Source organism: Altererythrobacter lutimaris, from assembly GCF_013371495.1.
Taxonomy (GTDB): domain Bacteria; phylum Pseudomonadota; class Alphaproteobacteria; order Sphingomonadales; family Sphingomonadaceae; genus Erythrobacter; species Erythrobacter lutimaris_A.
The window spans coordinates 366,458-387,733 of the sequence record NZ_JABWTA010000001.1; the positions used below are offsets into that span (position 1 = coordinate 366,458).

18 protein-coding genes and 2 tRNA genes are annotated in these 21,276 nt (G+C 59.3%); 10 read left to right on the forward strand and 10 right to left on the reverse strand.

Going from position 1 to position 21,276, the window contains the following annotated elements; all coding sequences use genetic code 11:
• Window positions 1–69: 69 nt before the first annotated feature.
• The 3 genes from HUO12_RS01755 (at window position 70) to HUO12_RS01765 (ending at window position 3,739) form a co-directional block, all read left to right on the forward strand.
• Window positions 70–342, forward strand: a complete 273-nt coding sequence (locus HUO12_RS01755; RefSeq protein ID WP_176271974.1) for a hypothetical protein — start codon at window positions 70–72, stop codon at window positions 340–342.
• Window positions 343–464: 122 nt separating this feature from the next.
• Complete coding sequence (secA, locus tag HUO12_RS01760) at window positions 465–3,230, forward strand: preprotein translocase subunit SecA (protein ID WP_176271975.1); 2,766 nt, start codon at window positions 465–467, stop codon at window positions 3,228–3,230.
• Between the two features lie 89 nt (window positions 3,231–3,319).
• Window positions 3,320–3,739, forward strand: a complete 420-nt coding sequence (locus HUO12_RS01765) for a DUF2867 domain-containing protein (RefSeq protein ID WP_217905161.1) — start codon at window positions 3,320–3,322, stop codon at window positions 3,737–3,739.
• A 63-nt stretch (window positions 3,740–3,802) separates the two neighbouring features.
• On the opposite strand, the gene HUO12_RS01770 is transcribed toward HUO12_RS01765, so the two are convergent.
• The gene (locus HUO12_RS01770) at window positions 3,803–4,423 is read right to left on the reverse strand and encodes a GNAT family N-acetyltransferase (RefSeq protein ID WP_176271976.1); all 621 of its coding nucleotides are present in this window, start codon (window positions 4,421–4,423) and stop codon (window positions 3,803–3,805) included.
• Window positions 4,424–4,493: 70 nt separating this feature from the next.
• Between HUO12_RS01770 and HUO12_RS01775 the strand changes: the two genes are divergently transcribed.
• Complete coding sequence (locus HUO12_RS01775; RefSeq protein ID WP_176271977.1) at window positions 4,494–5,234, forward strand: sulfite exporter TauE/SafE family protein; 741 nt, start codon at window positions 4,494–4,496, stop codon at window positions 5,232–5,234.
• A 20-nt stretch (window positions 5,235–5,254) separates the two neighbouring features.
• Here the strand turns inward: HUO12_RS01775 and HUO12_RS01780 are convergent, their stop codons facing one another.
• The 3 genes from HUO12_RS01780 to HUO12_RS01790 all read right to left on the reverse strand — a co-directional run bounded on the left by HUO12_RS01780 (window position 5,255) and on the right by HUO12_RS01790 (window position 6,537).
• Entirely contained in the window at window positions 5,255–5,404 is a 150-nt protein-coding gene (locus tag HUO12_RS01780) for a hypothetical protein (protein ID WP_176271978.1), read from the reverse strand.
• A gap of 145 nt (window positions 5,405–5,549) precedes the next feature.
• Window positions 5,550–5,624, reverse strand: a tRNA-Asn gene (locus HUO12_RS01785).
• A gap of 115 nt (window positions 5,625–5,739) precedes the next feature.
• Complete coding sequence (locus HUO12_RS01790; protein WP_176271979.1) at window positions 5,740–6,537, reverse strand: NAD kinase; 798 nt, start codon at window positions 6,535–6,537, stop codon at window positions 5,740–5,742.
• Between the two features lie 136 nt (window positions 6,538–6,673).
• Between HUO12_RS01790 and HUO12_RS01795 the strand changes: the two genes are divergently transcribed.
• Complete coding sequence (locus tag HUO12_RS01795) at window positions 6,674–7,483, forward strand: EAL domain-containing protein (protein WP_176271980.1); 810 nt, start codon at window positions 6,674–6,676, stop codon at window positions 7,481–7,483.
• A 10-nt stretch (window positions 7,484–7,493) separates the two neighbouring features.
• On the opposite strand, the gene mfd is transcribed toward HUO12_RS01795, so the two are convergent.
• Together mfd and HUO12_RS01805 are read right to left on the reverse strand one after the other, a co-directional pair.
• On the reverse strand, window positions 7,494–10,997 hold the full coding sequence (mfd, locus tag HUO12_RS01800; protein WP_176271981.1) for a transcription-repair coupling factor: 3,504 nt from the start codon (window positions 10,995–10,997) through the stop codon (window positions 7,494–7,496).
• Between the two features lie 54 nt (window positions 10,998–11,051).
• The gene (locus HUO12_RS01805) at window positions 11,052–11,330 is read right to left on the reverse strand and encodes an FAD assembly factor SdhE (protein ID WP_176271982.1); all 279 of its coding nucleotides are present in this window, start codon (window positions 11,328–11,330) and stop codon (window positions 11,052–11,054) included.
• Between the two features lie 52 nt (window positions 11,331–11,382).
• Here HUO12_RS01805 and recG point away from each other — a divergent pair, with 52 nt between their 5' ends.
• Window positions 11,383–13,443 carry an ATP-dependent DNA helicase RecG gene (gene recG, locus HUO12_RS01810; RefSeq protein WP_176271983.1) on the forward strand — a complete coding sequence of 687 codons (2,061 nt, stop codon included), beginning with the start codon at window positions 11,383–11,385 and terminating at the stop codon, window positions 13,441–13,443.
• Here recG and HUO12_RS01815 read toward each other — a convergent pair.
• Window positions 13,440–13,904 (reverse strand): low molecular weight protein-tyrosine-phosphatase, encoded by a 465-nt coding sequence (locus HUO12_RS01815; RefSeq protein ID WP_176271984.1) that lies wholly within the window; start codon window positions 13,902–13,904, stop codon window positions 13,440–13,442. The two genes, recG and HUO12_RS01815, sit on opposite strands and share 4 nt — an antisense overlap.
• A complete protein-coding gene (locus tag HUO12_RS01820) occupies window positions 13,901–15,238 on the reverse strand; it encodes an ABC1 kinase family protein (RefSeq protein WP_176271985.1) in 1,338 nt (445 codons plus the stop codon). The genes HUO12_RS01815 and HUO12_RS01820 overlap by 4 nt, the downstream gene beginning before the upstream one ends.
• Before the next feature lie 102 nt (window positions 15,239–15,340).
• Here HUO12_RS01820 and HUO12_RS01825 point away from each other — a divergent pair, with 102 nt between their 5' ends.
• Window positions 15,341–15,805 carry a DUF3429 domain-containing protein gene (locus tag HUO12_RS01825; RefSeq protein ID WP_176271986.1) on the forward strand — a complete coding sequence of 155 codons (465 nt, stop codon included), beginning with the start codon at window positions 15,341–15,343 and terminating at the stop codon, window positions 15,803–15,805.
• Window positions 15,806–15,821: 16 nt separating this feature from the next.
• Here HUO12_RS01825 and HUO12_RS01830 read toward each other — a convergent pair whose 3' ends face one another.
• Window positions 15,822–17,444: a glycosyltransferase family 2 protein gene (locus HUO12_RS01830; protein WP_176271987.1), complete on the reverse strand. Its 1,623-nt coding sequence runs from the start codon at window positions 17,442–17,444 to the stop codon at window positions 15,822–15,824.
• Window positions 17,445–17,607: 163 nt separating this feature from the next.
• Window positions 17,608–17,684: transfer RNA gene (locus HUO12_RS01835), tRNA-Pro, on the reverse strand.
• A 112-nt stretch (window positions 17,685–17,796) separates the two neighbouring features.
• On the opposite strand from HUO12_RS01835, the gene thyA reads away from it, so the two are divergent.
• From thyA to HUO12_RS01850, 3 genes are all read left to right on the forward strand, one after another.
• Window positions 17,797–18,777, forward strand: coding sequence for a thymidylate synthase (gene thyA, locus HUO12_RS01840; protein WP_176271988.1), 981 nt, complete (start codon window positions 17,797–17,799; stop codon window positions 18,775–18,777).
• 106 nt (window positions 18,778–18,883) lie between these two features.
• Window positions 18,884–20,215 (forward strand): 3-methyl-2-oxobutanoate dehydrogenase (2-methylpropanoyl-transferring) subunit alpha, encoded by a 1,332-nt coding sequence (locus tag HUO12_RS01845; RefSeq protein ID WP_176271989.1) that lies wholly within the window; start codon window positions 18,884–18,886, stop codon window positions 20,213–20,215.
• Window positions 20,212–21,276: an alpha-ketoacid dehydrogenase subunit beta gene (locus HUO12_RS01850; protein WP_176271990.1), complete on the forward strand. Its 1,065-nt coding sequence runs from the start codon at window positions 20,212–20,214 to the stop codon at window positions 21,274–21,276. The genes HUO12_RS01845 and HUO12_RS01850 overlap by 4 nt, the downstream gene beginning before the upstream one ends.

Genomic DNA, 21,276 nt, shown 5'->3' on the forward strand with positions numbered 1-21,276 from the left:
AAGGCGTTCACAGTAAATGCGTATTGCAGGTGGACGATTCGCTGCTGAATCGCTATGTAGTAAGGCAATATGCGACGCCAATTGCTCGCCTTTTTAGCCCTTTTGACGGGCCTTGCCGCTCTCGGTGCACCGGCGCATGCGTCGGTGGTAGAGGCGTTGAGCTGCGAAATTGGTGCATCCGCTCACGATCATGACGGCACTTCGCAAGAGCGTGCCGTGTGCGAAGACGATAAGGTCCACGCGCCAACAAAAGGCCCTGGCGAAGCGCAAAAGCCGGTCAAGAAGACCGTCCGCGTCATCCGCCCGCCAGTGCTGTTCGGGATCGACCGCGCTTACGAATAGCGCGCGCACTCTGACAATCTGGCCCCGTTTTTTGGGCAGTCGGCGCATATCGAAGCGCGGCTGTCCTTTTCTCACATATATTTGCAGCCCGTGCTGCGAGAATTCAGCAGGAACCTCTCCTCATGTTTCAGAACATTGCCAAGTCGATCTTTGGATCTTCCAATGATCGCTACGTCAAATCGATCGGCAAGATCGTCAATCAGATCAACGCGCTGGAGCCGCAAATCCAGGCGCTTAGCGATGACGAGCTAAAGGCGCAGACGGACAAGTTCCGCCGTATGCTCGATGACGGGGCGAAGATCGACGATGTACTGCCAGAAGCCTTTGCGACGGTTCGCGAAGCCTCTGTCCGAGTGCTCGGCATGCGCCACTTCGATGTGCAGATGATCGGCGGAATTGTGCTTCATCGCGGCGAAATCTCCGAGATGAAGACAGGTGAGGGCAAGACGCTGGTGGCAACGCTTGCGACCTATTTGAACGCGATTGAAGGCAAGGGCGTCCACGTCGTTACCGTCAACGACTATCTCGCGCGTCGCGATGCTGAATGGATGGGCAAGCTGCATAATTGGCTCGGCCTTAGCGTCGGCGTGATCGTGCCCAACATGAACGAGTTCGAGCGCCGCGAAGCTTACAATGCCGACATCACCTACGGCACCAACAACGAATTCGGCTTCGACTATCTACGCGACAATATGAAGCACTCGCGTGACCAGATGGTCCAGCGCCCGTTCAATCACGCGATCATCGACGAAGTCGACTCGATCCTGATCGACGAAGCACGGACGCCGCTGATCATTTCCGGCCCGACGGAAGACAAGTCCGACCTGTATGTCGCGCTCGATGAAATCGTGAAGGAAGTGCCGGAAGACTGGTTCGAGAAGGACGAGAAGACCCGCAACATCCAGCTAACCGAAGACGGCACGGAAGAGATCGAGAAGCTCCTGATCGAGAAGGGCCTGCTGGAAACCGACAACCTCTACGATGTCGAAAACACGCAGGTCGTGCACCACATGGACCAGGCCTTGAAAGCCGTGCACATGTTCAAGCGCGACACTGACTACATCGTCAAGGACGACAAGGTCGTGATCATTGACGAGTTCACCGGCCGCATGATGGACGGTCGCCGGTGGTCCAACGGTCTGCACCAGGCGGTGGAAGCGAAGGAAGGCGTGAAGATCGAGCCGGAAAACCAGACCATGGCTTCGATCACGTTCCAGAACTATTTCCGCATGTATCCCAAGCTTTCCGGCATGACCGGTACCGCTGCGACGGAAGCGGCGGAATTCTGGGACGTTTACAAGATGAACGTTGTTGAGATTCCGACCAACGTTCCGGTCCAGCGGATCGATGAGGATGACGAGTTCTACAAAAACACGATGGACAAGTTCCAGGCCATTGCGAAAGCGATTGCCGAGAAGTCCAAGATCGGTCAGCCGGTCCTGGTCGGTACGGTCTCCATCGAAAAGTCCGAATTGCTGAGCCAGTTCCTCGAGAAGGAAGGCGTCGCGCACGAAGTGTTGAACGCCCGCCAGCACGAGCGTGAAGCGCACATCGTTGCGCAGGCGGGCCGCCTGGGCGCTGTGACCATCGCGACCAACATGGCAGGCCGCGGGACAGACATTCAGCTCGGTGGTAACGTTGACTTCCGCATCGGTGACGAGCTTGGCGATCTGGAAGACGGACCCAAACGCGATGCCGAGATCGAGCGGATCAAAGCCGAAGTGGCTGCTGAAAAGCAGAAAGTGCTCGAAGCGGGCGGGCTGTTCGTGCTGGGCACGGAGCGTCATGAAAGCCGCCGGATCGACAACCAGCTGCGCGGCCGTTCGGGCCGTCAGGGTGACCCGGGCCTATCGCGCTTCTACCTGTGTCTTGAAGACGATCTGCTGCGCATCTTTGGCCCGGACACCCTGTTCGCCAAGATGATGAATTCAAACCTTGCTGATGGTGAAGCGATTGGCTCGAAATGGCTCTCCAAAGCCATCGAGACCGCGCAAAAGAAAGTCGAATCGCGCAACTATGACGCGCGTAAGCAAGTCGTTCAGTACGACGATGTGATGAACGACCAGCGCAAGGTCATTTACGAACAGCGCGGCGAAATCATGGAAACCGGTAGCGTCGAAGATGTGGTCACTGACATGCGCCACGATACCATCAATGCGCTGGTCACAGCCGCATGTCCTCCGGGCTCTTACCCTGAGCAATGGGATATCGAAGGCCTTAAAGAGAAAGTGGACGATGTCTTCGGCATCCAGCCGCCGATTGATGAGTGGCTGGAAGAAGACGCGGTTGAACCGGAAATCTTCGAAGAACGCATTCAAGCCGAAACCGATGCAATCATGGAAAAGAAGATCGCAGAGACAGAAGGCGGCATCTGGCGCCAGATCGAGAAGTCGATCCTGCTTGAACGGCTCGACTATCACTGGAAGGAACACTTGGCGACGCTCGATGCGCTGCGTCAGGTCGTCTACCTGCGCGCCTATGCGCAGAAGCAGCCCATCAACGAATACAAGCAGGAAGCGTTTGGCCTGTTCGATTCCATGCTCGACAATCTGCGCGAGGATGTGACGAAAATTCTGGTCAAAGCGCAAATCCAGCCGCAGCCAGCTCCGATGGAGCAACCGCTGCCGGACTTGCCTGACTTCCTAACCGGGCACATCGATCCGCTAACTGGCCTCGACAATTCGAATGACGGTGACGGATCGGCTGAGCGGCCTGAGCTGTTCGGCGCCCTTGCTGGCAGCCCGCGCGCAGCGGCGGGGCCGGGCGGAGCCTTTGTGGAAGATCCCTATCGCGATCAGAATGTCAGCCGCAACGCGCCTTGCCCGTGCGGATCAGGCAACAAGTACAAGCATTGCCACGGTGCGATTGGCGGGAAAGCTCCGGCGTGAGGAGCGAGGGTCTTTTAACGCGGCCCGGCTTTCTCTCTCCGGATGTGGAAGCGGTGACTTTGCCCTCGAGCAGCGCATTGCATGACCGCGTGGCCGCTTCTGACTTCTGCGATTGCTTCGCGGTTCCGGCTGATGTGCCAGTTCGCCGCGCTGCCGGGATCATAACAAGCTGGCCCGGCTGGGCCAGTGCGCTTCTGGCTTTGCGTAAAGTCGTGACAGCACCATTTGGCCTGTCTCAGGACGGGCCGCCGGCAGAGGACAAGATTGGCCCATTCCCGGTTGAGCTGGAGACAAAGGACGAGATCATCGCTGGGTTTGACGATCGGCACTTGAACTTTCGCGTGTCGGTTCTCGCAGACCAAGGCAAGGTGCATCTCGCAACCTGGGTCCATCCCCATAATTGGGCTGGCAGACTGTACCTTGTCGCGATTATGCCTTTCCATATCGCCATCGCTCGCGATGCTTTGGCGCGGGTTGCTGCGTTCGAAGACGATCGCCTGATCGCTTGATTAAAGCGCTCTGGAGGTCCGGTCCTCGCTGTCCTTCTTGCCGATGCGCCGTGCCGAAGTGAGCTAAACCAGGGCGCGTGGCTTTCTCACCATCGGCACCAGCGGCGGGCTGTCTGTAGTCGGATGGATCGGCTCGCCCAGCTGCGTGAATCCGCAGGAATTGTAGAAGCCTGTGTTGGCCGGATTGGAGTTTTCCAGATAGGCGCGCAGGCCTTTGCGATCACACGCATCCAGCACAGGCTGGATCAGCTTGCGCCCCAGACCCTTGCCTTGCGCAGAGGGCCGAACGCCAATGCTGAAGAGATAGGCGTGCGCGAAATCGGGGTGACGCGCTTCCATGGCTTGGCCCGTTTTGATCCCGCGAGCAATGGCTCCGCGACCCGACGCCAAGAACGTGTTCATCGCGAAGATCGCATAATCCATGCCGCTGAAACTCGCGCTCCCGCCCGGCAGCATCCACATGCACGCGCCGTCATCGCCTGCGCGGTAGCAATAGCCCCGCTGCGTGTAGATGCGCTTGGCTTGCATCCGGAATAGCGCCCTGATCCCGGCAAAATTGCCGAACAGCCACGCGTTGAACGGATCATTACGGAAAGCATCGGCGGTAATGTCACCGATCCGCTTGCCATCGCGCGGACCTGCAATGGTCAGATCAGGTCCAAGCTCGATATCATCCGGTCCCATCGGATATTTCCCCCTCGATCCAGGCAGCGACGGCCTAGCACTCCATCGCGCGCGGAGATAGAGAGCGATCATGCCATGGCTTGCCGCTGCCTTTCTTGTAACCGCTTTGCTCTATGCGAGCGTCGGGTTCGGCGGCGGATCGACCTATGCCGCGCTGCTGGCGCTGTCGGGGCTTGATTACCGTATCCTTCCACTGATCGCGCTCGCGTGCAACATCGTGGTTGTCGCAGGCAGCAGCGTTCGCTTTGCAAGGGCAGGGGTCACGCCGTGGCGGGGCGCGTTGACTGTCACAGCGCTTGCTGCCCCAGCGGCTTTGCTCGGCGGGCTGACGCCGATTGGCGAAGGGCTGTTCTTCTCGCTGCTCGGGGCGAGTTTGCTTCTGACAGGCGCGACCATGCTGCTGCCGGTGCGAGAGGCGCTGGAAGGAGAGCCTGCAAAGCTGGCGCGCTTCATGCCGGTCATTGCTGCGCCGATGGGCTATCTTGCCGGATTAGTGGGCATCGGGGGAGGGATCTTGCTCGCGCCGCTGCTTCACCTGATGCGCTGGAACAATGCGCGCAGCATTGCTGCAACCGCGAGTTTCTTCATTCTGGTGAATTCGCTGTTTGGCCTCGCAGGCCAGCTGCTTAAACGAGGGCCGGAGGCCTTTGCAGGCGCGCTCTATGAAAGTCTGCCGTTGCTGATCGCGGTCGCGATTGGCGGGCAGATCGGCAGCCTGATGGCGCTTAAGCTGCTGCCGCCACGCTGGATACGTTGGCTGACGGCAGCTCTGGTGTCTCTAGTGGGTATCCGTTTGCTCTTGGGAGCCTGAGCGGAAATTAGGCGGCGTTCTCACACCGCGCGCAGCAAGCGCTCGAACAGGCCGGGGCGTTCCATCGGTTGGATCCGGCCATATTTGCGCATCCGCAGATTCGGGTCCGAATACGGGCGCGGGGCAACCCAGCTATCGGGTTGGCTTGAACGAAAACTGTAGCGTGTCATGTCTGGCACTCCTTTGTCTCTCCATTCGTTTTGAGCGAGAAAAAGGTTACGCGCCAGCGCGCGCTCGGGCATGTCCGCAAGCGGGATTGTCGATAACCTAGAGGTTAACGCGCTTGATGAACTAACTGTTAGGTAAGGAAAAAGATGGCTCCCCGAGTTGGATTCGAACCAACGACCAAGTGATTAACAGTCACCTACTCTACCGCTGAGCTATCGGGGAGCAGCCCTTAAGGCGAGCGCGAGCCTATATGGGCGTGTGCGCGGCTTTGCAAGTGGGTTTTCATGCCACAAGCAACAGTTTTGCAAGAATTGGGATGGCCGGCGCTGAAACGCGCTCAGACCACGAATTGCTCAGCAACAATGCGTTCATCCAGAGCATGGCCGGGATCGAATAGCAGAGTAAGCTCTGTCTCGCGGTCGATCTTCAAGGAAACCTCCGCGATGTCGCGCAATTCCTTCTGGTCGGCAACAGCTGAGACCGGGCGCTTTTCATGCTCGAGCACGCGGAATTTGACAGAGCTGCGGTCCGGCAGGATCGCGCCGCCCCAACGGCGCGGGCGGAAAGTCGAGATTGGGGTCAGCGCAAGCAGTTCCGAATCGAGCGGCAGGATAGGCCCGTTGGCTGACAAGTTGTACGCAGTCGATCCGGCAGGCGTTGCTAGCAGCACACCGTCGCATACCAATTCCTTGATCCGTACACGATCATCGACAGAAACTTCGATCTTCGCGGTCTGACGTGTCTCACGCAGAAGCGAGACTTCATTGATCGCGCGCATCGCGTGGCTCTTGCCGTCTTCTGTCACAGCTTCCATCGCGAGTGGGGCGATCTTCAATGCGCGGGCCTTGGCAACTCGCTTGGCAAGCGTCTTGCCGTTGCGATAGCGGTTCATGAGGAAACCAACTGTGCCGAGGTTCATGCCATAAGCCGGGATGATGCGGCCACTATCAATCATTGCATGCAGTGTTTGCAGCATGAACCCGTCGCCGCCGAGAACCACCACCATATCGGCTTCGTCCTGCGGGACCCAGTCATGCGCTTGCGCCAGCTCGGCAAAGGCTTCCTGTGCGCGCTCGGTATCCGAAGCGATCAACGCCAGACGCGAAGCTTCCGGCGATGTTTGCGAATTGGGCATTCAGGCCCCCTTTTGTGATGCTCAGAGCGTAAACCCGCTTTGCGCCTAAGGGACTGTCCTAGGTTTGGTTGTGCCATTTTTCAACGCTTCGCATTCTCCGCATGCAGGGGCGCGCGGTTGAGCTAAGGCGACGGACATGAAGTCGCAAACACCTCTGTCGCCAACGATGCGACCCTCCGGGATTCACCCCGCGCTGGAGAAAGCGCTCAGCCGCGATGTCGCGCGCGCGATGGAAGCAGGGCAGATAGAGCTGCGCTTCCAGCCGCAATTCTGCGCGAAATCGGGCGCGATGCTGGGTGCCGAAGCGCTTGCCCGCTGGCAGCATCCGGTGCTGGGCGAGATTGGCGCAGCAGAGCTGTTCAGCATGGCCGCGCGCTGCAATTTGTCCGGCGAGCTGTCACAGCATATGGTTTCGCTTGCGGTTGCCGCTGCATCGGAATGGCCGCAGGAGCTGCGCCTTTCTGTCAACATCACACCGGACCAGCTGGCTGATCCCGCCTTTGCGAGCGAGCTCACCTTGCTGCTTGTGTCGCACGGATTTGCACCATCAAGACTGACTTTGGAAATCACTGAGCAGACCCTGCTTGGCAACCTCACGGCAAGCGCAAGAGCGCTGACTGCTGTCGCGGCGACTGGCGTTCGGATTGCGCTCGATGATTTCGGCGCGGGCTTCTGCAACTTCCAATATCTCAAGCGATTGCCGGTTCATGCTATCAAGCTCGACCGAAGCATGATGCATGGCATCACGCGCAGCCAGCGCGATTTGGAAGTGCTGCGCGCAATCCTTCGGCTTGCGGAAGCGCTGGAGCTTGAGACGGTGGCTGAAGGTATCGAGACCGAAGGCCAGCGTCAGGTCGTGATCGATGAAGGCTGCGACGCGTGGCAGGGCTATCTGTGGGCTGAGCCGCTGGGCGTGCACCAGATGTACACGCTCTCAAAGGTCTAGGCCTCGCGGCTCACGCGGGGGCTTTAGAGCGGGCCTTGCCTTGCTTTTGTGCACGCCGCACGATGTTCGACAGCCCCTTGGTGAGCTGAAACAGTCCATTCAAGCGGCTTTGCGGATCACCCCATGCGCGGTTGATGACGAGCTTCATGTCCGGACGCAGCTTGGCAGTTCCTTGCAGCTTGTCGACATAGGCGATGAGACCCGGCCCATCGGGGAAATCGTCATTGTGGAAAGTGACAAGCGTGCCGCGCGCGCCGACATCGATCTTTGCGATATTGGCAGTGATCGCCTGATGCTTGATCTCGATCAGCTTGATGAGATTGCTCGTGGCTGATGGCAGATCACCAAAGCGGTCGATCATTTCCGCAGCCAGCGCTTCGATTTCCGCCTTGTCCTTGGCGTCGTTTAGGCGCCGGTACAGCGCCATGCGAACGGCGAGATCAGGCACATAGTCTTCAGGAATCATGATCGGCGCGTCGACCGTGATCTGCGGGGAGACCTTCTCGCGATCGGGCTCAAGCCCCATCTCGCCAGCCTTGGCCGCGAGGATCGCATCCTCCAGCATGGACTGATAGAGCTCGAAACCGACTTCCTTGATGTGGCCGGATTGCTCATCGCCCAGCAAATTGCCTGCGCCGCGAATATCCAGATCATGGCTCGCAAGCTGGAAACCTGCGCCAAGTGAGTCGAGATCACCCAGAACCTTCAGACGTTTCTCTGCGATTTCAGTGAGCTGCACGTCTTTTGCGTAAGTCAGGTAGGCATAAGCGCGCAGCTTCGCGCGGCCTACACGGCCACGCAGCTGGTAGAGTTGAGCAAGCCCAAAACGATCGGCGCGGTGGATGATGATGGTATTTGCGCTTGGAATATCGAGCCCGCTTTCCACGATCGTCGTCGAGAGCAGAACATCGTACTTCTTGTCATAAAAGGCGCTCATGCGCTCTTCCACTTCGCCTGGCGCCATTTGGCCATGGGCGGTCACGACTTTCACTTCCGGGACAGTTTCATGGAGCCATTCCTCCAGTTCGCTCATATCCGAGATGCGCGGCACGACGATGAAGCATTGCCCGCCGCGATGGTGCTCGCGCAGCAAGGCCTCGCGCATGACCATGTCGTCCCATTCCATCACGTAAGTGCGCACTGCAAGCCGATCGACTGGCGGCGTCTGGATGGTGGAGAGTTCGCGCAGGCCCGTCATTGCCATTTGCAGAGTTCGCGGGATGGGCGTTGCGGTCAGCGTGAGCACATGGACGTCCGCGCGCAGCTGCTTCAGCTTCTCCTTATGCGTGACGCCGAAGCGCTGTTCTTCATCGACGATCACAAGGCCAAGATTCCGGAATTGTGTGCTCTTGGAAAGGATTGCGTGGGTCCCGATGACGATGTCGATGTCACCGCTAGCAAGGCCCTCGCGGGTTTCCGTCATTTCCTTTGCGGGGACAAGCCGCGAAAGCCGCCCGACTTTCAGAGGGAAGCCTGCAAAACGCTCGGAGAAGTTCTGGAAGTGCTGGCGCGCGAGCAGAGTTGTTGGCGCAACGACTGCAACCTGCTGGCCGCACATCGCAGCGACGAATGCCGCGCGCAAAGCGACTTCGGTCTTGCCAAAGCCAACATCGCCGCAAACCAATCGGTCCATCGGGCGACCGCTCTCCAGGTCACGCAGGACGTCGGCAATTGCGCGGTCCTGATCGTCGGTTTCTTCCCAAGGAAATTTCTCGACGAACTGGTTGAACGCGCTTTCTTCCGCTTCGAGCACCGGCGCTTTCTTGAGCGCGCGGGCTGCGGCCACCTGCATGAGCTCGCCAGCGATCTCGCGGATGCGTTCCTTGAGGCGCGCGCGACGTTTCTGCCAGGCCTCACCGCCGAGCCGGTCGAGCATGACGGCATCTTCAGCTGAGCCATAGCGAGAGAGAACGTCGATATTCTCGACCGGGATGTAGAGTTTGTCGCCGCCGCGGTACTCTAGCATCACACAGTCATGCTGGCTCTTGCCGACTGCGACCGGCTCAAGCCCGAGATATTTGCCGATCCCGTGCTCGACATGGACGACAAGATCGCCTTTGCCGAGTGCCTGCAGTTCGGCGAGGAAAGCGTCGGAATCCTTGCGACGCTTCTTGCGGCGGACGAGCCTGTCACCCAGCACATCCTGCTCAGTCAGCAGCTCCAGCTCGTCATTGGCAAAACCCGTCTCAAGCGGGAGGACGGTCGCGACTGGCTGGCCTTTTGCAGCAAGGCCCAGCGCTTCCTGCCAAGTGTCCGCAAGCTTTGTCTCGCAACCTGCTTCGGACAGGATCGAAGCGATCCGCGAGCGACTGCCGCTGGAATAAGCGGCAAGCAGCGGCTTCTTGCCCGATTTAGCGACGGCCTGAAGGTGCTTTGCAGCGGCCTCATAGACATTGTCGCCACGCGCGCGTTCAGGCGAGAAATCGCGCGCTGAGGAAAACCCGAAATCGACGGTGTTTGCGTTTTCAGGCTCCGCAAAAATCACGGACTTGTGTGCAGGGTACGCGGTCAATGCATCGCGGAATTCATCGCCGCTAAGGTAGAGCGCATCCTGCGCGAGCGGGCGATAGCTCCCTGCGGCTTGTCCTGCCGCCTTTTGGCGCGCCTGATGATAATCCGCGACGTCTTTCAAGCGTTCATCAGCGGCCTGTTGTGCCGCGCTGTCGATCACCACGACATCGTCATCCGACAGATGGTCGAACAATGTCGCGAGCTTATCCTCAAACAGCGGGAGCCAGTGCTCCATCCCCGCAAGGCGCCGCCCGTCACTCACCGCTTCGTACAGCGGGTCTTGCGTGGCCGTCGCGCCGAATTGCTCGCGATAGCGGCTGCGGAACCGCTTGATCGTTTCTTCGTCAAGCAGCGCTTCGGATGCGGGCAGCAGCAAATGCTCTCTGAGCGTGCCGGTGCTCATCTGCGTGGTCGGATCGAACAGGCGCAGGCTTTCCAGTTCGTCGCCGAAAAAGTCGAGCCGCAAGCCTTGATCGAGGCTCGACGGAAATACATCCACAATCGAGCCACGCATCGCAAACTCGCCATGATCGACGACAGTATCCGTGCGCGAATAGCCCTGACGCTGGAGCAAGGCCGCAAGGCTCTGATGGCCGATCTCTGTACCGGGGGCGAACGCGCGCACGCTCTCGCGAATCCGAAACGACGTAAGCACGCGCTGCAAGACAGCGTTTGCGGTCGTGACCAGAAGCTGCGAACCCGCTTTGCCAGCTTGCAGCTTGTAAAGCGCCGACAGCCGCTTGGCGCTCACGGACAGGGCAGGGCTCGCGCGGTCGTAAGGCAAACAGTCCCATGCGGGAAACTCGATGACTTCCAATTCCGGCGCGAAGAACTGCGCTGCCTCTGCAATCGAGCGCATTGCCGCTTCGTCCGGCGCAATGAAAACCGCGCGCGATTTTGACGCACGCGCCAGATCAGCAAGCACAAGCGGCTGCGCGCCTCTGGCAAGCGAAGAAAGCGTCAGCGGAGCGTCCGCGGCAAGGATGCGAGAGAGGTCGGGCATGCGTGTCAGATCAAATCATGGCGAGGGCGGGCGTTCCCTCAGGCCGCGTGTTTCCTAGCGCGGGATCTCGACATAATCGAGTTTCTGCATCTTTTCGATCAGCTCGCCTTGAAAGCGTGGCGGGACAGGCTCTGTCCCGAACGCCCATGCAAGAATGTGAACGTCGTCTTCCTCCAGCAGCGCTTCGAACCAAGCGAGCTCCTCTGCTCCCCATTGCTCATGGTAGCGGTCGAAAAAGCCGCCAATCGTGTAGTCGGCTTCGCGCGTGCCGCGATGCCAGGCGCGGAACTTGCAGCGCTGCTTGCGGCCATCAATTGTCAGTGCTTCGGGCATAGCGAGCGGGTAGGGGACTCGCACCCTCCGCGCAAGCCGCTATAGCGACCAAATGCGCCCAGAAATCCTCAATCCGCTATTTGTCGAGACTGATGCTCTCGATGGCGTAGGGCCCAAGCTGCAAAAGCCGCTTGGCAAGCTCGGCCTGACGCGGGTGAAGGACCTTGCCTATCACATGCCGGAACGCTTCGTGTCGCGTCGCGCGGTCGGTAATCTGGACGAGGCCGGTGAAGGCGAGCAGATCATCATCGCGCTCACTCCGACCGAGCATCGTGCGAGCCGCAATCAGCGCGGGCCGTACCGTGTGCTCGCGCAGGATGCAGTGGGCAATATTTGCGCGCTGACTTTCTTCGGGCGCGCGTCCTACACTGCCAAAAAACAGCTTCCGACGGGCGAAGAGCGCTGGGTTTCGGGCAAGCTCGAGCGCTATGGCGACATGCTGCAGATCGTCCACCCGGATCATGTCGAAGAGAAAGCGGATGCGGGCCTCCAGCGGCTAAACGAACCGGTTTATGCGCTATCCGCCGGGCTCACGCAGCCACGTATTGCGTCGCTGTGCGCTCAGGCACTGGCGAAGCTGCCGGATCTGCCTGAATGGATCGAGCCGGGCCAATTCGACAAGGAAGGATGGCCCGCTTGGCGTGATGCGTTGATGCTCGCACATAAGGATGTGAACGCCAGCGCGCGCGACCGGCTGGCCTATGACGAGCTGTTCGCGAATGCGCTGGCGCTGATGCTGGTGCGGGCGAGCAACAAGCAGCGCAAGGGCCAGTCCTTGCAAGGCGATGGATCGCTACGGGATAAGCTTGACCTGCCGTATTCGCTCACCGGCGCGCAGGCGCGATCCGTGCGTGAGATCGAAGGCGATCTAGCCCAAGAGTCGCCTATGCTGCGGCTTCTGCAAGGTGATGTCGGCGCGGGTAAAACCGTGGTGGCACTCTACGCGATGCTGATCGCGAATGAAGCGGGCAAGCAAGCAGCCTTGCTTGCACCCACAGAGATTCTTGCGCGCCAACACTATGACAGCCTGCGCGCGATGGCTCAGCCAACTGGTGTCGAGGTCGCGCTGCTGACCGGACGCGACAAGGGAAGGGCGCGCGAGAGCATTCTGATGGGACTGCTCGATGGCTCGATTGACATCGTCGTGGGCACACATGCGATCTTTCAGGACAGTGTGAACTATAAGGATCTGGCGCTGGTCGTGATCGACGAGCAGCACCGCTTCGGGGTGCAGCAACGTCTGGCGCTTGCAAGCAAGGGCAAGGCCGCGCCGCACACACTCGCCATGACTGCAACGCCAATCCCGCGCACGCTCACGCTCGCGCAATATGGCGAGATGGATGTCAGCAAATTGGACGAGATGCCGCCGGGCCGTCAGCCGATCGACACGCGCGTGGTCGCGCAGGAGCGGATGGAGGATGTGGTCGCAGGCGTCGCGCGGCATGTCAGCTCAGGCCAGCAAGCCTATTGGGTCTGCCCCATGGTCACGGAAAACGAGACCGACGATATCGCCGCCGCCGAAGCGCGCTATGCGACGCTGAAGGAGCGGTTTGGCGAGGATGTTGTGCTCGTCCACGGGCAATTGAAGCCGGAATTGAAAGATGCTGCGATGGAGCGCTTTGCAAGCGGAGCGGCCAAGCTGCTGGTCGCGACAACCGTGATCGAGGTTGGCGTGGACGTTCCTGCTGCAACGCTGATGGTGATCGAGCAGGCCGAGCGCTTTGGTCTGGCACAATTGCACCAGCTGCGCGGACGCGTGGGGCGGGGTAGCGAGAAGAGCGTGTGCCTGCTGCTACGCGGCGGCGCGCTGTCGGAAACCGGGCGCAAGCGGCTCGCCTTGATGCGCGAGACGCAGGACGGTTTTCGCATTGCGGAGGAAGACCTTGCCTTGCGCGGTGGCGGCGAGCTGCTCGGCACTCGTCAGTCGGGCGAAGAAGCCTTCCGCATTGCGAGCCTTGAACAGATCAAGCGGCTGCTCCCTGCAGCCCATGCCGATGCGCGCTTGCTGATGGAACGCGATGGTGGGCTTGATTCAGACCGCGGCCAGGCGGCGCGCATCTTGCTCTATCTATTGGAACGTGACTGGGGCGTGCAATTGCTGCGCGGCGGTTAAGCGCGCAGCTTCGCGACCAGAGCCTCTGCGGCCATGGTCACATCTTCCCACGTATCGCGGAAATTCTCTTCACCGCCATAATAGGGATCAGCCAAGGCTGCCCCTTCGCGGCCCTTTACGATGTCCAGCAGCAGCGAGACATGCGCTGTACTGCTTTGCGGTTCCACAGCCTGCACATTGCGCAGATTGTCGTGATCCATTGCGAAGATATGCGTGAAACGGGTGAAGTCGGCAGGCTCCAACTGACGCGCGCGAAGTTCGGAGATATTGATACCCCGCGCGGCCGCCGTCTCCACCGCTCGCGGATCGGGCGGTGAGCCTCGATGGTAGGCGGCAGTCCCACAGCTATCAATTGTGACGCTAAGTCCCGCTTTGTCTGCAGCAGCGCGAAATGCCCCCTCCGCCATAGGCGAGCGGCAGATATTGCCGAGACAGACGAACAGAACGGAAGGCGTGCTCACGCGGGTATTATCTCCAACATCTCTTCAACGATCCGGCGCAAATTGATGACGGCGCCCATGCGCGCGCCCAGCATCGCCGTACCGCTGACCTTGCGTTGGACGAATAATGTCTCAGCCGGCGGAATATGCCAACTGCCTTTGTCGCGTGCGATTGACATGCCTTCTTCGCGCAGGACCGGCACAAATTCGCGATTACCAAAGTCAAACGGTGCATCGCGGCTCATCTCGTCCGAGATGATTTTGATGATGCGATCGAGCGTTTCGCCCTGCCGTTCGATCACCGCTTCGTTGATGAAGCCTGCATTGAGCGCCTCTTGCTTGATCCGCACGGGATCAGCGTCGAGGCCCGCCTCCAATAGCTTACGATAGGCCTGAGTGACTTGCGGCTCAACATCACGTGCGGCGCCAAAGTCGAGCAGTACAATCTTTCCATCCGCCTTGCGATAGCGGAAGTTCGCAAAATTGGGGTCTGTCTGCATGACGCCAAATTCGAACAATTCGCGGGTCACGAGCCGGACCAGCTTTTCGAATGTTGCGTTGCGCAGCTCTTGCGGCTGGCTCACCAGATCCTCGATCGGGCCGCCTTCTTCGAAGCTCATCGCAAGGATGCGCGGCGTGGTGAGCGCTTCGTTGAGGCTTGGAACGACAAAGCTGTCATCATGCGCAAGCCGCTTGGCATAGAGCCGCATCTGCTCGCCTTCGCGGAGATAGTCAGCCTCTTCCTTGAGCTGTTCCTTCGCCGCTTTCAGCAGCGGCTCGATGTCGAGCTCCTTAGGCAGCAGGCCGGAGATCGACAGAAGGCTCGCGACATTATCGACATCGCTATCGATGCTGTTCGCCACGCCTGGATATTGCACTTTGACCGCGAGCAGTTCGCCTTCGCGGGTGAGCGCCTTGTGGACCTGCCCGATAGAGGCCGCTGCAATGGGGCGCGGGTTGAACCATTTGAATACCCCACGCCAATCCTTTCCCCATTCCGCCTTCAGCACACCATCAAGCTGCTTGGTCGGCATGAAGTTTCCGCGATCGCGCAATGCGGCGAGGATCTGGGCAAGCTCGGGCGGCAGCATGTCATTCGCGTCCATGCTGATCATCTGGCCCATCTTCATGGCCGCACCGCGCAGATGCGAAAGCCGGTCGGTCAGGCGCTGCGCATTGCCGGGGGTCAGGATCAACTCGTCAAGCGAAGGGCGCTCGCCTGCTGCGAGACGTTTAGCGCCTTCACCAATGACAGAGCCAGCCACGCCTGCTGCAAGCCCGCCAAAGCCGGCAAGGCGTGACAAGCGGCCGCTCGGCACAGCGCGTTGGCGCCCCCAGGAAGTGTCATCTGTCATAGTTTCGACCACGCGCTTGATTGCGTGGAATAGAAACGGCGGGGGCAAGCGCAGGTTCCATGACGTCAGGAACACAAGCGTTGCCCGCGCTTTGATGCGTGCATGAGTGACAATTCCACATCATCGCGGCTCGGTACGCCCGCACTTGCACTGGGCTATGCCGGATTATTGCCGCAAGGGATCGCTTTGGCGCTGGCATTGAACGGCGGCGAGTGGGGTTTCGTCGCGATCGCTGGCGGCTTTGGCTATGCGGCGCTGATCTTCAGTTTTCTGGGCGGCGTGTGGTGGGGACAGGCGCTTGCAGCTGATCAAGTGAGCGCAGAACCATTCCTGTTCGCTGTCGCGCCGAGCCTGATCGCGTTGGCGCTGTTCCTGCCATGGACATTCGGCTGGGAATGGCCGGGACCACAACTCATCATCCTCGGATTGCTAATCGGATTGTCGCCGATTGTGGACCGCATATTGGGTTTCGCAGATCGCGCGTTCATGCGGCTGCGCTTGCACTTGTCTGTAGGGCTTGGGGCTTTGACAATCGCGCTCGGGCTCGCTGCGCGCCAGATGGTCTAGCTGAAGGACCGACCGCTTACCGTCCGGTCAGGGGCTCGACCACTTTTGCACGCAAGCGGCTTTTGATGGTGCGCTTCGCTTGCCAGTTCGCATCGCCCTTGCTCGATTCTTCACCGCGCTGCAAAATGGTGGCCGTCATTGCATCCATTGCGTCGCCCATAAAAGCGCTCTCCCATGCGCGCCATGCTTCCAGCACTTCGGAGCGGAGCGGGACACCGGCGATTTCGACACCGATCTTTGAACGCACATAGGCATTCGTGGTTGCCTCCGCTGTCTCGCGCAGTTCTGCGAATTTGGCCTGATTGGCGTCTGCAATCGGCGGTAATGTCGCATCGAAGCGGTCAGCCAGCTGCGCCATGACAGCTGACATGTCTCGCGGCCATTTGGCAGGAACATTTGGAAAGTCGGAGTCCTTCAATTGCCCGCAATAGGCATCAATCTCATCGAGGAGAAACTCGGTAAACAGCCGGTGCTCCATACTATTATCTGCCGTTACCAACGTGGCGTAAGACTCCCACAAGGCCAGAGCCGGGGGTAAGTCCATGCGCACGTTGGCAAATGCATCGTCCGTTACCGGAATGCCCTCCGGACCGATTTCGAGGATGCTGGCAATCTCATCCCATGCTTCTTGCGCGATCAGGCCGTAAAGTTGCGGGACCTGATCTAAAGCAATCGAAGCAAATGGCTCTCGATGGATACCCTTGCGATAGATGCGTTTAAGAAGCGGATCATCGACAATGGCCTGCTGAAGCTCAAAGCGCCCAAATTCCCTTGCGAGCTTCGTCAGTAATTGTGCTTTGCCTGGATCAGACGCGCGCGCCGGTATACAGACGCGCAACAAGTCCCACTCGCCCAGCAGGCGCGCGGCAGAGAAAGCCAGTTCACGTTGAAACGGGGTCGAGTCCGCGGCGTAATGCGGCAGCAACAAGTCCGATGCCTTAGTGATGGAATCGATCAGAAACTCGAACTGCTCGTCGCTCTCCGCTGACGTAGACATTGATGCCCCGCGTCTGCGCCAAATATGCGGATAACGGTCAAATGTTGCGAGCTGGCGAGCCTTCTGGAGCGCATCGAGTGCGAACACGTGATCGACATATCTTTGCTGCGTCGCATCAAGGCGGACGCCGGTTTCGATCAGGAAATCGCGCCTGAAAATCCATGACCACGTCGCGACCGTGTAACGCATCTCCGGCGCGTCATCGATTGTCATTCCAGAAGCGCGTTTTGCCAGAATACGGCGGTCGCGCTCGAATCGCTCCCACGCTCCAAAGCGCGGGCGATAGCTAAGCGTTGGCAGATGCGTAATGTCCGCTTGGCTCTGCTGGGCAAATTTGACCCCAGAAAGCATGCAGTTAGGGACGAGCCAGTCATCCGCGTCGAGGAACATCAAGAGCTCGCCGCTTGCATGTTCAATTCCGACATTGCGGCTGCCCGGATGACCCAGATTGACCGGGTTCTTGATCACGCGGACCTTTTCTGCACCCGCGAGATCGTCCCAATGTGCCGCGATGAGATCTTTCGGGCCATCATTGACGATGATTACTTCATGCAGCGCATTGCCCAACAACAGGCATGAGGCCACGGTCTGACGAATGAAAATCGTCTCATCATAATAGGGAATGATGATGCTCAGTGTCATTGCGCGGCTTGCACCTCAAATGCCTTGTGTTTCTGATTCCTACGCCAGTTTTGGCGGCAATCCTATGACATGCTTAAGGCATGAAGCGAAAACTCGCGCGTAGCGTGCTTCAATGTGGCACGATCAGGGCAGATCACATTGTACGGGTGCGAGCCAGGAGATTTGGTCGGGGAGAGAGGATTCGAACCTCCGGCCCCTGCCTCCCGAAGACAGTGCTCTACCAGGCTGAGCTACTCCCCGACCTTGTCAGGCTCAAACAGCTGTCGATAAGCTGCGAGCCGAGGCAAGGGCGGCGCTATAAGGGGGCGCTCACGGGGTGGCAAGCCGCGATTTGCCGCGTATAGTTTGCGCCATGGCAACGCTTGAAACTGCACAAACGACTCCCTCTGAGCTGATTGGTCCAGGCCATCCCGAATGGCAGTATCTCGACCTGATGCGGCGCATTTGGGAAGAGGGAAGCGAGCGCATCGACCGCACCGGCATTGGCACGCGCTCGATTGCAGGCGCGTTGCTGCGGTACGATCTGGCTGACGGCGCAATGCCGCTGCTCACCACCAAGCGCGTCTATTGGAAGACCGCAACGCGCGAGATGCTGTGGTTTCTCACCGGCGAGACCAATATCCGCCCGCTCGTGCTGCAAGGCGTGAAGATCTGGAATGAATGGCCGCATGCACGCTACGTCAAGGAAACGGGCGAAAACATCGCTCTGGAGGATTTTGTCCAGCGTATCGCTGATGAGGAGGCTTTTGCGGCGCGCTGGGGCGATCTCGGCCCGGTCTATGGCAAGCAATGGGTCGATTGGCCGACCTATCGCTATCGCAAGGACGGGCTTTACGAAAAAGGGGAAGGTATCAATCAGGTCGCGCAGGTGGTGGAGAGCCTCAAGGCCAGCCCCGGCAGCCGCCGGCATATCATCGAGGGCTGGAACGTGGCTGAGCTCGACCGCATGGCACTGCCGCCATGCCACAAGACATATCAGTTCCATGTTGCGGGCGAAGGTGCAGACGCGAAGCTCAACTGCATACTCTATCAGCGCAGCTGCGATGTCGCGCTAGGCCTCCCTTTCAACCTGTGGTCAGCGGCATTGCTCCAGCGCATGATTGCGCAGCAGGTTGGCATGCAACCGGGCGAACTCGTGTGGATGGGCGGGGATGTGCATCTCTACCTCAATCATGAGCATTTGATCACGGAGCAATTGAGCCGCGAGCCGCAAGGCAATCCGCGCCTTGAAATATTGCGCAAGCCAGAGAGCATCTTCGACTACAAAATCGAGGATTTTGCAGTGCACGACTATGCACCCCTTGCGCCGATCAAAGCCCCCGTTGCGGTCTAGTCCATTTGCTTGACCGAATCTCGCGTTTGAAATAAAATAACGCCTTCGCGAAATTTATGCATTGACCGCGCGCGGCAAGAGCGAGCGGCAAGCGCGGGAGAGCATTATGGCCGCAAAGGCCCCCCAAAAGTCTAATGCAGCGGGCAGCAACAAGCCTTCGCTCGCGCTCCACGTGCCGGAGCCGAAATTCCGGCCAGGCGACCAGGCAGACTTCAGCCATATCGATATCGGCGAAGCGGGCGCGATGCCGCGTCCCGATGAAGCGACTGCGCCAGCAGAGATGAGGGACTTTGCCTACGGGCTCGTCCGCGTGCTGGGTGAGGACAACAAGGCGCACGGGCCCTGGGACCCGAAGCTTGATCCGGAAACGCTCCGCGCCATGCTTGGCCATATGGCGATGGTGCGTGCATTCGATGAGCGCATGTTTCGCGGCCAGCGTCAGGGCAAGACCAGCTTCTACATGAAATGCACGGGCGAAGAGGCGACAAGCGTTGCCGCGTCCATGGCACTTGCGAGCGATGACATGGTGTTCCCCAGCTATCGCCAGCAGGGCATACTGATTGCGCGCGGCTATCCGATCGTCGACATGATCAACCAGATCTATTCAAACAAGGCGGACAAGCTGAAAGGCCGCCAGTTGCCGATCATGTATTCGGCGCGCGACCACAGCTTCTTTACGATCAGCGGCAATTTGGCGACGCAGCTCCCGCAAGCGGTTGGCTGGGCGATGGCTAGCGCGATCAAAGGCGATAGCCGCATTGCTGCGACGTGGGTCGGCGAGGGCTCCACAGCGGAAGGCGACTTCCACTCAGCCTGCACTTTTGCGACGGTTTATAATGCACCGGTTATCCTCAATGTTATCAACAACCAGTGGGCGATCTCCAGCTTCTCGGGCTTTGCCGGGGCAGAACGAACAACCTTCGCTGCACGCGCACTCGGATACGGCCTCGCGGGCCTTCGCGTTGACGGCAATGACGCACTCGCGGTCTTTGCCGCTCAGCAATGGGCTGCGAACCGCGCGCGGGCAAACCAGGGCCCAACGCTGATCGAGTATTTCACTTATCGCGCTGAAGGGCACTCCACGTCGGATGATCCATCTGGCTACCGCTCCGCGCAAGAGCGCGAGGAATGGCCACTCGGCGATCCGATCATGCGCTTGAAGAACCATCTGATTGCGATCGGTGAGTGGGACGAAGATCGTCAGGCCGCGATGGACAAGGAATGCGCCGAGCAGGTCAAGGCCGCGACCAAGGAAGCCGAAAAGAACGGCATTCTCGGCCACGGTCTGCACCATCCGTTCCACACCATGTTTGAGGACGTGTTTGAAGAGCTGCCCTGGCATCTCGAAGAGCAGGCAGAGCAGGCAACGCGTGAGCGGCAGATCAAGTGGCCTGACCAGCATCCAAAGGACTTTGCCGGAAAGGGGGCGGGGCAATGAGCGCGACAACCGACACCACTACCCCGCCCCAAGCAGAGGCTGAAACAGAACGCCGGATCAACATGATCGAAGCGATCAACGACGCGCTCGACATCATGCTCGAGCGTGATCCAGACGTGATTATCATGGGCGAAGACGTCGGCTATTTCGGCGGTGTGTTCCGGTGCACGGCAGGCTTGCAGGAAAAGCACGGCAAGACACGCGTATTCGATACGCCGATTTCCGAATGCGGCATCATCGGTGTCGCAGTGGGGATGGGGGCTTACGGCCTGCGCCCAGTCCCGGAAATCCAGTTTGCCGATTATATCTATCCGGGGCTTGATCAGCTGGTCAGTGAAGCAGCGCGCCTGCGCTACCGCTCGGCGACGGAATTCATCGCGCCGATGACAGTCCGCTCGCCCTTTGGCGGCGGCATCTTTGGCGGGCAGACGCACAGCCAAAGCCCTGAAGCGATGTTCACGCATGTTTCAGGCATGAAAACAGTCATTCCTTCAACGCCTTACGATGCGAAGGGTCTGCTAATCTCCTGCATCGAAGACAATGATCCTGTGATCTTTTTTGAGCCCAAGCGCATCTATAATGGCCCGTTCACAGGCTATTATGACAAGCCGGTCGAGCCATGGAAGAAGCACAAGGATAGCGTCGTGCCAGAGGGATATTATAAGATCCCGCTCGGTAAAGCGCGCCATGTGACAGAAGGCGAGCAACTCACGGTGCTCGCATACGGCACCATGGTGCATGTGGCTGAGGCGGTTTGCGCCGACAAAGGCGTGGAAGCTGACATTCTAGACTTGCGCACGCTTGTTCCGCTCGACATCGAAGCGATTGAAGCCTCGGTTGAGAAGACTGGTCGCTGCCTGATTGTACACGAAGCAACGCGCACGTCCGGCTTTGGCGCTGAATTGTCCGCGCTCGTCACCGAACGCTGCTTCTATCACCTGGAAGCGCCGGTCGAACGCGTGACCGGTTTCGACACACCCTATCCACACAGTCTCGAATGGGCCTATTTCCCGGGTCCTGTCCGCATCGGCGAGGCAATCGACAAGATCCTTAAGGACTGA